The sequence below is a fragment of the Streptomyces sp. NPDC059582 genome (genome assembly GCF_042735715.1).
Taxonomy (GTDB): Bacteria; Actinomycetota; Actinomycetes; order Streptomycetales; family Streptomycetaceae; genus Streptomyces.
Genome location: NZ_JBHWCC010000013.1, coordinates 113869 through 127141, shown reverse-complemented (window position 1 = coordinate 127141; position 13273 = coordinate 113869). Strand labels below are relative to the sequence as shown.

The window sequence follows — 13273 nt, the reverse complement described above, 5'->3', positions numbered from 1 at the left end:
TCGGTCCCGGACCCGTCGCCCGCGGCCTCGGTCCCCTCCGGGACCGCGGGCGCGCTCTCCGTCCTCGCAGGCGACCCCTCGTCGGCGTCCGGGGTCGGGAGCTCGCCCGCGGCAACCCCTGCCGTGTCCGGTTCCTGGCGAATGCTCGTGTGCTGGGGCAACGGAGGTCCTTCCGTGCGAGGCGCGTGACGGAGTGGCGGGCCGTGCTCGGGGATGCCGGGCCCGCCGCCATCCCGTACGGCCCCTCCTCGGGGTCCGTTCACGAGACAGGGCAAACACCCGGCAAACGCCTCGTCAATATTGCCGCCGGGCCCCGCAGGACCGAACCCTACGCGCCCCCGACGGCGGTCAGCAGAGCGAGCGGGGCGGCCGCCGACCGGGACTCCCGTACGCACGCGTGCGGGTAGGGAACCGGCTCCGGGTGCGTGTCCCGGCCGTATCCCGCGAGGACCTCGGGGAGCCTGTGGCCCGTCGCGGTGGCCGCCTCCACCAGGGCGTGGGCGACCGTGCGAGCCTCGTCGTGCAGGCCGTAGCGGGCCAGGCCCAGGGTGATCAGCGCGTTGTCGTGCGGCCAGACGGAACCCCGGTGGTACGACAGCGGGTGGTACGCCGGCTGCCCGGAGGCGAGCGTGCGGACGCCCCAGCCGGAGAAGAAGTCCGGTTCGAGCAGACGCCGGCCGACGACCTCCCCGTACTCCTTGTCCAGCAGCCCCGACCACAGCAGATGTCCGGCGTCCGAGGCCAGCGCGTCGACCTGGCGGCCCTCACCGTCCAGCGCCAGCGCCGGGAAGGTGCGCTGCGCCATCCAGAAGTCCCGCTGGAAGCGGTCGCGCAGGTCGGCGGCCGCCTGTTCGAGCAGGGCCGCGTAGACCTCGTCCGCCCAGACCGTCCGGGCCACCCAGGCCGTACGGCGCAGGGCGTCGTAGGCGTACCCCTGGGCCCCCGCCGCCGTCACCGTGCCGCGTGCGCGGGTGCCGTCGGCGGCGCAGATGGCCCCGGGGGAGTCCTTCCAGTTCTGGTTCGCGAGGCCGCCCTGGTCGGCGCGGTAGACCAGATAGCCGCGGGACGTCAGGCCGCCGTGGTCCAGCATCCAGCCGATCGCCGCGCGGGCGTTCGGCTCCAGCCGGCGGGCCAGGGCGCCGTCCCCGGTGTGCTCGACGTACGCCCCGAGCAGGACGAGGAACAGCGGCGTCGCGTCGACCGAGCCGTAGTAACGCCCGTACGGCACCTGGCCGAAGTGGGCCAGTTCGCCGTGGCGCAGCTCGTGCACGATCTTGCCGGGCTGAGAGACCGCCGCCACGGCGGTGTCGGTCGCCTGGGCCGCGGCGAGCGCCCGGAGCGTGTCTGCGGCCAGCCGCGGGCGGTAGGGCAGGGCGAAGAGGGAGGTCAGCAGGGCGTCCCGGCCGAGCAGCGTCAGGAACCACGGGGCTCCCGCCGCCGGAACCCGCAGCTCCTCGCCGTCCGGGCCGGTCGCCGGGACCTGGAGCGTGGCGAGGTCGGCGAGGCCCCGGGCGCAGGCCGCCGCCAGCTCCGGCCAGCCGGTCGGGAAGGCCACGCCCTCCACGAAACTCCCCTCCTGGGCGAGGAGTTGCTCGTTGAGGGCGGCCGGGGAGCGCGGCACCCGCAGGGCCCGCTTCTCGCCGTGCGGCCGGGCCATCACCCGCAGTGTCAGCTCCTGCGTGCCGTGCGGTGCGAGATCGAGCGTCCACACCAGGCGGCGGGCGCCGGTGCCGGTCTCCTCGATGCCGTCCGGCGCGGGCTCGGCCGTCACCGTCGTACAGGAACGCCATTCCCCGCGCCGGTAGGTGAACTCCACCCCGTCGTCGAGGATCTGGCGGGAGCGGACGGCGCCGGACTTGGCGTAGGTGCGGTGGTCGGAGCGCAGCTCGAACTGGTCGGTGAAGTCGGCGTCCGCGTTGACTGCCAGGCGGACGGTGGTGGGCACCGGACGGTTGCTGGTGACCCGGACCGTCTCGACGAACGAACCGTCGCCGACGGCCTGTTCACGGAAGAGCGTGTAGGCGGGCGGCTCGGCGCGCCCACCGCGCGGTACGAGCACACAGTGCGCCGTGTCCCCGTCCGCGACCGGCGACAGCGCCTCCGGCACCGCGCCGTCGACCGTGAGCTGCCAGCGGCTGAGGTGCCGGGCGTCGCGCACGAATAACCCGTCGGGGGAGCCGCCACGCACGCCGCTGATGTCCCCTCCGTCGCCCACGGCGGCGAACGTGCCGCCGTACACGAGCAGATGAAGCCGGTCCGTCATCCTCGGTCCCCTCCCTTGTCACTCATGTCGAACGTGCCGATGCCCGTGGTGGACACGCGGTGCCCCGAGGGCCGGTGGAGCAGGTCGAGCGAGAGCGCCGCGGTCCAGCTGAAACCGGCCGCGCCGCAGGCCTCGCCGGTGTACGGGTCCACGTACTCCGCGAACCCGGTGGCGTCGGCGATGTCCAGCGCCGCCGTCCGCAGCGCGTCGGCCCGCGTCTGTTCGCCGTGCAGCCGCAGCCCGCGCTCCAGCAGCCAGCCGGTGTTGAACCAGGCCGGTCCCCGCCAGTAGCGGTGCGGGTCGAAGGCCTCGCCGAGGAGGTCGTAGCTCGGCACGAGACGGGTGCTGTCGCCCAGGCCGAAGTGGGGTCCGCGGGCGGTGCGGACGAGGGCGGCGGCGATGTCGCGGGGGAGGCCCGGCAGCAGGAGCGGGACCAGTCCGGAGACGCCGCGCTCGGGGATCGTCCGCGCCCCGCGGACGTCCCGGCACAGGAACATCCCCTCCGCCGGGTCCCACAGCCGCTCCACCAGCGCCGCCGTCAGCCGCTCCGCGCGGGCGTGCCGGGCGGTCCCGGTCGCGCCCAGTTCGTGCGCGATCCGGGCCAGCGCGTGCTCGGATGCGATCAGCAGGGCGTTGAACGCCGGGTCCTCCACGGCGAACACCCCTGCGCCGTCCGCGTACCCCCCGTCCCGGTAGTCCGTCGCCAGCCGCACGTACCGCCCGTAGTCCAGGTCGGTGGGCCGGTCCTCGGCCGCGCCGTGGTCGAGGTCGGCGCGGCGGAAGGAGCGGGCCGGGGCCGGGGTGACGCGGGAGAGGGGGGCGTCCCAGCAGGGACTGTTGTCCATCCCCTGCTCCCAGGGGTGCACGACGGACGCGAGTCCGCCGCCACCCAGGTCCCGGCGGTGCAGGAGGTAGCGGTGCCAGGCCGCGAGACTCGGGTAGACCCTGGGCAGGAAGCCGCGTGCCCGGGACAGCCCGGGGTCGGCGGAGTGCACCAGCCACGCGGCCAGCGCGTGCACCGGTGGCTGCACGATGCCCGAGGTCTGTACGGTGCGCGGGGCGCCCGCAGCGCGCCCCGCGGTCGAGGAGCGCCAGAAGTCCGGGCTCGGGAAGTAGGCGTCGAGCGGTACGGAGGGGTTGAAGACGATGTGCGGGATGCGCCCGTCGCCCCACTGGGCGGCGAACAGCGTCTCCAGCTCCGTCTGGGCGCGCAGCGGCGAGACGTGCCGCAGGCCGATCGCAATGAACGCCGAGTCCCAGGACCACTGGTGCGGGTACAGGCTGTGCGAGGGCACCGTCGACGTTCCCGTCCAGTTCCCGTCCAGCACGTGCGCGGCCCTGAGGTGCAGCGAACCCGCCGAGGACGGCGGATCGTATGCAACGGCGCGCTCCGCGGGACGGGCGGTCAGCTGGGCGGTGCGATCCACTCGGGCTCCCCGAAGACGTCGTAGGGCGGACCGGTCGGCAGTGGCTACCGTAGGGTTACGTCTATTTAACACGCAAAACTCAATATGTAATGCAGGGTTGAGAAACACAAGGGGGTGCGCATGACCGGACGGCCGGGCAGGACCGGCAGGGCCACCAGGACGGGCAGCCAGGCGAGCGCCGGCGAGCTGCTCGAACTGGTGCGCACAGGCCGCGCCACCACACGCGGAGCGCTCCAACGGGTGACCGGGTTGTCCCGCGCGACCGTCGGCCAGCGACTGGACCGCCTCTTCCGCGCGGGCTGGCTGCGCGAGGGCGCCGGCGGCCCCGTGGACTCCCCGTTGGGCGGCCGCCCCTCCATCACCCTGGAGTTCGACGACGCCCACGCGGTCGTCCTCGTCGCCGACCTCGACACCCGGCACGCGCGCGCCGCCGTCCTCACGCTGACCGGCGAGATCCTCGCCGAGCACTCCGGCACGCTGGTCATCGAGGACGGCCCGGACGCCGTGCTGGGCGAGCTGGGCCGGTGGTTCGCCGAACTGCTGGAGAAGGCGGGGCATCCGGCGGGTGAGGTCTGCGGCGTCGGGCTCGCGGTGCCGGGCCCGGTCGACAGCGAGACCGGCCGGGTCGTCCAGCCGCCGATCATGCCAGGCTGGGACGGCTACGACATCAGGGGCCGGCTGGCCCGCGCTCTCACCGAACACACGGGCGCCCCGCCGGTCCCGGTCCTCGTCGACAACGACGCCAACCTCATGGCGTACGGCGAACAGCGCACCGGACACCCGGACTGCTCGGCGTTCATGCTGGTGAAGGTGTCGACCGGTATCGGCGCGGGCGTCGTGGTGGACGGCTCGGTCTACCGCGGGATCGACGGCGGCGCGGGTGACATCGGGCACATCCGGGTGGGCGCCGAGGCGCTGTGCCGGTGCGGCTCCTACGGCTGTCTGGCCGCCGTCGCCAGCGGTGGCGCCGTGGCCCGGCGGCTCGCCGAGGCCGGCCTGCCGGCGGCGTCCGGCTCCGACGTGCGCGACCTGCTCGCGGCCGGGCATCCGGAGGCGGCGGCGCTCGCGCGCGAGGCCGGGCGCCAGGTCGGGGACGTTCTCGCGACCGTCGTGACCCTGCTCAACCCCGGCGTGCTGATGATCGCCGGAGATCTGGCCGGAACTCCCTTCCTCACCGGCCTGCGGGAGCTGCTGTACCAGCGGGCGCTGCCGCGTTCCACGGCCCGGCTCGATGTGGTGACCTCGCGGCTCGGGGAGCGGGCCGGGCTGGTGGGGGCCGGTGCGATGGTCGTGGAGTACCTGTACGCGCCGGAGCGGGTGGAGGAACGACTGCTCGCGCTCGGTGTGTGAAGCGGATGACGAGCGTGTTTCCGGTCCGGGCGGACGTCCGGATGGTGAAATCCGGTCGCCTGTGGAAGCGTGATTCTCGCCACCCTTGATAAGGGTTCCGCTCAGATGAGCGGATCTTGAGCGATTGCACTTCTCCAAGGAGTGGCACTGAGTGCCATGCCTTGATCGTTCATCGATCGAAATCAGACGTGCCCCGAGTCGCTCAGATGAGCGTTATTGGGGGTCTGTGCGCATTGATGCGTTCAACAAGTGAAAACATCAGCTGCCTGACGCTTGCCAAGCTTTGACTTTCGATCCCCTGGCGGACGTCGCGTTACAGGCGCATGACGCACGAGTGGACGTACCCAGACGCCTTCGATCTGGGTATGTTCCTGGCCGTCAGGGCAGCCACCGCGTCCTCGAGGAGTCGAGACCCGTGTCGGAAAACAAAGAACCCCAGGTAGCCGAGCACGGCACCAGCGTTGAGGACGTGAAGTTCGTCTACGACTTCACCGAGGGCAACAAGGACCTCAAGGACCTCCTCGGCGGCAAGGGCGCCAACCTCGCCGAGATGACCAACCTGGGCCTTCCGGTCCCCCCGGGCTTCACGATCACCACCGAGGCCTGCAAGACCTACCTCGACAGCGGCGAGGAGCCCGCGGCACTGCGTGACGAGGTGAGTGCGCACCTCGACGCCCTCGAAGCGACGATGGGCAAGAAGCTCGGCCAGGCCGACAACCCCCTCCTCGTGTCGGTCCGTTCCGGGGCCAAGTTCTCCATGCCCGGCATGATGGATACCGTCCTGAACATCGGTCTCTCCGACAAGTCCGTGCAAGGCCTCGCCCAGCAGGCCGGCGACGAGCGGTTCGCCTGGGACTCCTACCGCCGCCTCATCCAGATGTTCGGCAAGACCGTCCTCGGCGTCGACGGCGAGCTCTTCGAGGACGCCCTGGACAAGGCCAAGGACGCCAAGAAGGTCACGGTCGACACCGAGCTGGAGGCCGCGGACCTGAAGAAGCTGGTCACCAAGTTCAAGCGGATCGTCAAGACCGAGGCCGGCCGGGACTTCCCGCAGGACCCGCGCGAGCAGATGGACCTCGCCATCCACGCGGTCTTCGACTCCTGGAACACCGAGCGCGCGAAGCTCTACCGCCGCCAGGAGCGCATCCCGCACGACCTGGGCACGGCCGTCAACGTCTGCTCGATGGTCTTCGGCAACCTGGGCCCGGACTCCGGCACCGGTGTCGCCTTCACCCGCGACCCGGCCTCCGGCCACCAGGGCGTGTACGGCGACTACCTCCAGAACGCCCAGGGCGAGGACGTGGTCGCGGGCATCCGCAACACCGTCCCGCTGGCCGAGCTGGAGACGATCGACAAGAAGTCGTACGACCAGCTGATGCAGATCATGGAGACCCTGGAGAACCACTACAAGGATCTCTGCGACATCGAGTTCACCATCGAGCGCGGTCAGCTGTGGATGCTCCAGACCCGCGTCGGCAAGCGGACGGCGGGCGCGGCCTTCCGTATCGCCACCCAGCTGGTGGATCAGGGCCTCATCGACGAGACCGAGGCGCTTCAGCGCGTCACCGGCGCCCAGCTGGCCCAGCTGATGTTCCCGCGCTTCGACGAGCAGGCGAAGACCGAGCAGGTCGGCCGGGGCATCGCGGCCTCGCCCGGCGCGGCGGTCGGCAAGGCGGTCTTCGACTCGTACACGGCCGTCAAGTGGTCCCGCTCGGGTGAGAAGGTCATCCTCGTCCGCCGTGAGACCAACCCCGACGACCTGGACGGCATGATCGCGGCCGAGGGCATCCTGACCTCGCGCGGCGGCAAGACCTCCCACGCGGCCGTGGTCGCGCGCGGCATGGGCAAGACGTGCGTCTGCGGCGCCGAGGAGCTCGAGGTCGACACCAAGCGCCGCCGGATGACGGTCCCCGGCGGGCACGTCGTCGAGGAGGGCGACGTCATCTCCATCGACGGGTCGAGCGGCAAGGTGTACCTCGGCGAGGTGCCCGTCGTGCCCTCCCCGGTCGTGGAGTACTTCGAGGGCCGGATGCACGCGGGCGCCGACGACGCCGACGAACTGGTCGAGGCCGTACACCGGATCATGGCGTTCGCCGACCGCAAGCGCCGGCTGCGCGTGCGCGCCAACGCCGACAACGCCGAGGACGCGCTGCGCGCCCGCCGCTTCGGCGCCCAGGGCATCGGCCTGTGCCGTACGGAGCACATGTTCCTCGGCGACCGGCGCGAGCTGGTGGAGCGGCTGATCCTGGCCGACACGGAGACCGAGCGCGAGGAGTCGCTCAAAGAGCTGCTCCCGCTCCAGAAGCAGGACTTCGTGGAGCTGTTCGAGGCGATGGACGGCCTCCCGGTCACGGTCCGGCTGCTCGACCCGCCGCTGCACGAGTTCCTGCCCGACATCACCGAGCTGTCGGTGCGCGTGGCGCTCGCCGAGGCCCGCAAGGACCCGCACGAGAACGAGCTGCGCCTGCTCCAGGCGGTCCACCGCCTGCACGAGCAGAACCCGATGCTGGGCCTGCGCGGTGTCCGCCTCGGCCTGGTGATCCCCGGACTGTTCACCATGCAGGTACGGGCCATCGCCGAGGCCGCCGCCGAGCGCAAGAACGCCAAGGGCGACCCGCGCGCCGAGATCATGATCCCGCTCGTCGGCACCGTCCAGGAGCTGGAGATCGTCCGCGAGGAGGCCGACCAGGTCATCGCCGAGGTCCAGGCGGCCACCGGCACCGAGCTGAAGCTGGCCATCGGCACCATGATCGAGCTGCCGCGGGCCGCGCTGACCGCCGGTCAGATCGCCGAGGCGGCGGAGTTCTTCTCCTTCGGCACGAACGACCTCACCCAGACGGTGTGGGGCTTCAGCCGGGACGACGTGGAGGCCTCGTTCTTCACGGCGTACCTGGAGAAGGGCATCTTCGGCGTCAGCCCCTTCGAGACGATCGACAGGGACGGTGTCGGCTCCCTGGTGAAGTCCGCCGTGAAGGCCGGCCGTGAGACCCGCCCCGACCTCAAGCTCGGCGTCTGCGGCGAGCACGGCGGCGACCCGGAGTCGGTCCACTTCTTCCACGAGGTGGGGCTCGACTACGTCTCCTGCTCCCCGTTCCGTATCCCGGTGGCCCGGCTGGAAGCGGGCCGCGCCGCCACCCAGTCGGCGGGCAGCGACCACCGCTGATCCTCCCGTGAATCCGGGGCCGCCGCTGGTCCCCGACCCTCACCGATTGGCGGCGGCTCCGGTGTTCGAAAGAGAAGGGGCGACACCCTGTGCGGGGGTGCCGCCCCTTCGGGCATGCTGTGCGGGGCCTGTCAAGGTACGTCGCTGACCAGGCGAAATGGTGTTTGGTGGCGTTGGCTGCTGTTGAACCAGCCTGAAGCCGTTGTGCCCTCGTTGTGCCCTCCGGGAGCGGCTGGGTCCCATCACGTGCCGTGACGGCTGCCGAAGGCGCGTATCCGCGCGACGTTGGGAAACCGCGCCTGCGTAACCCGGTCTGCCGGTTTGTCGTGCCGGGCCTGGGCACAATGAGTGTCGTTCACGTGGGTTCAGGACCGGACGCGCACGCAGACTCGGCGGATGGCCTGAACGCTGTCCTACGCCAGCGTACGACGACGAACGAGACGGAAACTGGGACAGACAGGGCGGCCGACGTGCGTTCCGTCTGGCCCTCTGCATACCGAACTGCCAAGGACTTCCACGTCCTGGGGGCCGAGCGAGGCAGCGGCAGCTCTCTCGGCTCCGCTACAGGACCCAGGGGCCTCGCAGATCTCGTGCACTTTGAGACATAGCGACAGGAGACATCGCATACTAAGACCAGCCACCGGGGGGTGGGCGGCCGGTCGCACGTCCGGCTGAGTCAAATCGAGGGGGAAATGTGCAGCCTCTGAGGAACCCGAGAGCTACACCTGAGCAACTGATCATCGTCACGGACGACGATCCAGGCGCAGTTTTGATCCGCGGTTCGGCTGGCAGCGGCAAAACTTCGACTGCTTTGCTCCGCCTCTCGTATTTGAGCAGTTATTGGATGCGGCGAAATAAGCGTCTGGGGCTGAATACTCCGGTTCAGGTTTTGGTGCTCACGTTCAACAGGACCCTGGCAGGATACGTTGAGCAACTAGCTCGCATCCAAGTGCCCAAGGACGAGAATCTCCACCTTGAGATTTCTACGGTTGCAGCATGGGCGAAGAGCGTCTCAAACTTCACAGGCGAAGTCCTCGAAAATGTCGACCGAGACCGGATCCTGAAGAGCCTTATTCGGCAGTCACGGATCCCGCTAGATGAGAGATTTCTGATCAGTGAAGTTGATTATCTTCTAGGCCGCTTCCTTCCGCTCGACATCGATAAGTACTTGACTGCCGAGAGGACCGGGCGCGGCGTGAGGCCGCGTGTCGACAGCCAGATGAGGCAACGCATACTCGATGAGATCGTTCGCCCTTATACCCTCCACAAAAATCAGAACACTCTCTTTGACTGGAATGACCTCTCCCTGGCTGCAATGACTGCTCCTAGGAGGAGCTACGAGGTTGTCATTGCCGATGAAGCCCAGGACTTTTCCAACAATCAGGTCAGAGCCATCATGTCTCATCTGGCGCAAGAATATTCGTTGACGTTCGTCACCGATACTGCCCAGCGCATCTACCCGCGATATGTCAACTTTGCCGAAGCCGGCGTCCCCCGTTTTCGCAGAACTCATCACCTTAAAAGCAATTATCGGAATACAAAGGAAATCGCCGCGTTCGCGCAAGGCGTGGTGGCAGGCCTTCAAATCGACGAGGACGGTTCACTCCCGAATCCGGAAGCCGCGCGACACAGTGGAAAGAAGCCTGTTGTTCTTGCTGGTCGGTTCAGCCAGCAGATGGACTGGATCGTGGACTACCTTTCGTCTGGCGAGGTGGATCTCGCGACTGAAAATGTTGGGTTCCTCATGGTCAATGGGGGCGGATGGTTTGACGATGTTCGGAGTCGTCTAACCCGAGCAGGGCTTAAGTTCACAGAACTTCAGCAGCGCCGCAGCTGGCCTCTGGGCACGGAGCCAATTGCCCTGACTACCTTTCATTCCGCCAAAGGCCTTGAATTCGATCACGTGATCATTCCTGGCCTGAGGGAAAAATTTCTGACGAGCAGTGACGGCGTGGAACACGAGAGTGTTCTAACACTTAGGCGTCTCTTCGCAATGGGCGTAGGGCGTGCTAAAAAGACACTTACCCTTGGCTACAAGCCGGAAGAGGCGTCTGACTTGCTCCAGTTCTTTCAGTCGGGAACCTATGAAGAGGTAAGGCTGTGACTCAATCTCCAGAAACCGTAGATAGTTATCTTGTTCAACGCGGAGTCAGTGAGATTCGGCATTTCACTACGAACCGCGGCTTGGCCGGTGTTTTAGCAACGCAATCGCTGTTGTCCCGGAAGCAGCTTCCTGAGGAGTCATACCTGGAACATATTTTTACACCCAATTGTGACACCAGGAAGGATCGTCACTATCTGGATACCATCAGTCTGTCTATTAGTAAAATCAACGCCGACTTCTTTAATGTTTGCAGCGGTTCATGGCACGCCAGTTCGGATGTCTGGTGGGTAGTGCTTGGAATTGAAGCTTCCGTCCTTGCGCACCCAGGAGTAATCTTCACCACCACAAATAACATCTATTCAAATGTCAAGCGCGGCGAAGGAGTCGGGGCGCTCAAGGCACTCTTTGCGGATGAGATCCGCCCGTTCATCCCGCCCCCCAATGTGATCATCAAGCGGAGCAATCAGCCCGAAGAGTGTCCGACGGATGCTAGGGCTGAAGCCCTATATCCTCAACGCCTGTCCACCGAGCACCTGCTCCGCATCTACGTACGCTTCCCCGAGCATGAGGAGAAGGTGGCGGCGACCATGGATGCCGTTGGACATCCATCCGTGGAGATAAAATACGATCCTGAGGCATTTCGGTGAAATCAAAATTTGAGTATCGCATCATCAATTCGGCCCGTTGGGCCGCTTATGGGGACGCCCTCGGGTTCATCTCTGAGCTGACTGACGCTAGGGGACTGCTGAGGCGCCTAGGGCGCAACGTCGATCTTGGCGGCGACGAGGGGGCCATCCCTTGGGGTGATCTGCCGGTTGAGGCTTGGCCGCTACAGCGCACCGTTGACTGGCGGCGACGAGTCGGCGGTCGGCAGGGAGCCTTCGTCTCGCTGCCCGCTGGAACATATTCTGATGACACTCAACTACGCCTGGCCACCTGCCGTGCGATAGGAGCAGGTCAGGGTTTCGATCCTGAGGTCTTCGCGAAGGTAGAACTTCCTGTATGGCTGTCATATTCGCTCGGGGCAGGCAGGGCTAGTAAGCATGCTGCTGGGAACTTGGCCCGAGGGGGGAAGTGGCTAGCTAACACTTATTCTGGTTGGACGGACGCCGGCGGAAACGGAGTCGTAATTCGAGTGCAGCCCCATGCATGGGAGGGGGCTAAGAGTAAGCGATCGTCGTATGACGTTATGCTTGAGGTGCTGAAAAATGGGTTGAGTACACACGGCCATCCGCGCGCCCTTGCTTCGGCATGCGTATATGCTGACCTGCTCTTGCAAGTGTTGCGCAAGGACCGCGACCAGGTAGCACTACGAGATATCCAGTATGCGGTGGAGCATGCATCTAGAATTCCCGAACTTTTGATGAACGACCTGGAGCTGGCGCGCTACACAATTCCAGCTTGGGAAGGCGTGGCTGCCGAAAGTTTTGGAGATTCATGGAATCAAGTAATTAAGGAAATGATTCAGCGGGTTGATCAGCTAGCGGAACTATCGTCTTCAGGTCTCGATGAGGGACAGAGGGTCGATCAATATTTTAAACTCTTGGGGACGTGGGGACTGTTTGAAGATGAACAGCGCGGTAGCGGAGTGGGGACCCTGTTTGCTGCCTTGGCGCTACTGTTTCTATTCCCTGGAGATCTCGATACGGCTATAAGGGTCGCCTGTGGTGCGATCAATTCAGATACGGATTCGATTGCGACCGTGTACGGGGGGATCGCGGGAGCTCTGATTTCCGGGCCTTCTGAACTCCCGGGACGAATTCAAGATGACCGCTATATCGTGAGGGAAGCCGCACGGATTGCGGGAATTGACAGACGTCCCAATTTTCAATATCCAGACCTGTTGCACTGGCAGCCGCCTCAGACGCAGGCTGACTCGGTACTTTTGACGCAAGGTCGCAAGTTTCTTACTGGGCTTGGTTACGTTGAGTCTGAAGGGCCAGTTTTCGAGGCCGGCGGAGGATTCAACTGGCAGTGGCTTCTCCTCGAATTTGGTCAGAATGTTCTCGTCAAGCAGCGCGAAAATCCCAGGGAGGTGATTCCTGGGATTGCCGGTACTCTCTTGCCAACTACGAATGTTGGTCTAGGTCGGCCACCTCGAATGGAAGACAATGAAGTCCGAGGTGACGAGGAGATCGCCGAACGGCTTAGGAAGGCATCTGATGAGAGAAAGCCTTCCTATCAGCAGCAAGCTCTACTGGATCTTTCTGATTCTCCTCGGGTCAGCCAAGTTCGACAGCAAGAAAGGCCGGTTGAGTCGGCGATCCGCGAAGCGCGAGCTTCGGGCATGGATAACGAAACCGTCGGCCGCCTCCTGTTGGAACTGAGCCGTGAAGTTTCGATCGATGCGGCGGTTGCCTTCGCGGCAATTATTAGTCAAGCGGCGCGTAACACCCGCCAACGGAGGAACACCCGATAAGTCAGGGTGCTTCCGTGAGGCAGAGCGCTGGAGGTATCTGTTTATCCGTGAGTAGATTGTGGGACCCTTGGGGGCGAAAGGTTGGAGTGATGCGAGAGGAGCAGAGGTGCCGGAAGTCAGCCCGCGCGGAACCTACATAGTTATTGCGGAAGTTCTGCGTAAAGAGATCAGAGGGGGTAGCGATACCTTGCCCTCGGAGGCGGTGCTGATGCGCTCGCATGATGTCTCGCGCAACACCATCCGTCGTGCACTCAAGGTCCTTGAAGCTGACGGCGTGGTCGAGTCCGCGCCGGGGATCGGTTGGCGCCCCGTTCGAAGTGGCGATCGGCGATCCCTGGATGAACGCATGATCGATGTGATTACGGAGGATGCGCTCTCGGTCGGCGACCCTTACCCCTCAGAGTCGAAACTGTGCGATCGGTTCGGCGCGTCCAGAACGGCTGTGCGTCGAGTCTTGGCGCTCATGGAGGGCAACGGCCTGCTCGCCACTGTTCACGGCAAGGGACGCACGGTACGCGCCCTCCCCGCACCTCCCGAGCGGCCGTAG

The 13273-nt window shown here is 66.2% G+C and carries 8 protein-coding genes; 6 read left to right on the top strand and 2 right to left on the bottom strand.

Annotated elements, in window-relative coordinates:
• Positions 1-328: 328 nt before the first annotated feature.
• Together ACFV0T_RS14575 and ACFV0T_RS14570 are read right to left on the bottom strand one after the other, a co-directional pair.
• Entirely contained in the window at positions 329-2263 is a 1935-nt protein-coding gene (locus ACFV0T_RS14575) for a glycogen debranching N-terminal domain-containing protein (RefSeq protein WP_385778284.1), read from the bottom strand.
• Entirely contained in the window at positions 2260-3690 is a 1431-nt protein-coding gene (locus ACFV0T_RS14570; protein ID WP_385778282.1) for a hypothetical protein, read from the bottom strand. The genes ACFV0T_RS14575 and ACFV0T_RS14570 overlap by 4 nt, the downstream gene beginning before the upstream one ends.
• A gap of 120 nt (positions 3691-3810) precedes the next feature.
• On the opposite strand from ACFV0T_RS14570, the gene ACFV0T_RS14565 reads away from it, so the two are divergent.
• The 6 genes from ACFV0T_RS14565 (at position 3811) to ACFV0T_RS14540 (ending at position 13273) form a co-directional block, all read left to right on the top strand.
• On the top strand, positions 3811-5040 hold the full coding sequence (locus tag ACFV0T_RS14565) for an ROK family protein (protein WP_385778280.1): 1230 nt from the start codon (positions 3811-3813) through the stop codon (positions 5038-5040).
• A 415-nt stretch (positions 5041-5455) separates the two neighbouring features.
• Positions 5456-8203 (top strand): pyruvate, phosphate dikinase, encoded by a 2748-nt coding sequence (gene ppdK, locus ACFV0T_RS14560; RefSeq protein ID WP_385778278.1) that lies wholly within the window; start codon positions 5456-5458, stop codon positions 8201-8203.
• Positions 8204-8897: 694 nt separating this feature from the next.
• Positions 8898-10307 (top strand): 3'-5' exonuclease, encoded by a 1410-nt coding sequence (locus ACFV0T_RS14555; protein WP_385778276.1) that lies wholly within the window; start codon positions 8898-8900, stop codon positions 10305-10307.
• Positions 10304-10954, top strand: a complete 651-nt coding sequence (locus ACFV0T_RS14550; RefSeq protein ID WP_385778274.1) for a DarT ssDNA thymidine ADP-ribosyltransferase family protein — start codon at positions 10304-10306, stop codon at positions 10952-10954. The genes ACFV0T_RS14555 and ACFV0T_RS14550 overlap by 4 nt, the downstream gene beginning before the upstream one ends.
• Positions 10951-12726 carry an ADP-ribosylglycohydrolase family protein gene (locus ACFV0T_RS14545; protein WP_385778272.1) on the top strand — a complete coding sequence of 592 codons (1776 nt, stop codon included), beginning with the start codon at positions 10951-10953 and terminating at the stop codon, positions 12724-12726. Before ACFV0T_RS14550 ends, ACFV0T_RS14545 begins: the two co-directional genes overlap by 4 nt.
• A gap of 106 nt (positions 12727-12832) precedes the next feature.
• A complete protein-coding gene (locus ACFV0T_RS14540; RefSeq protein ID WP_385778270.1) occupies positions 12833-13273 on the top strand; it encodes a GntR family transcriptional regulator in 441 nt (146 codons plus the stop codon).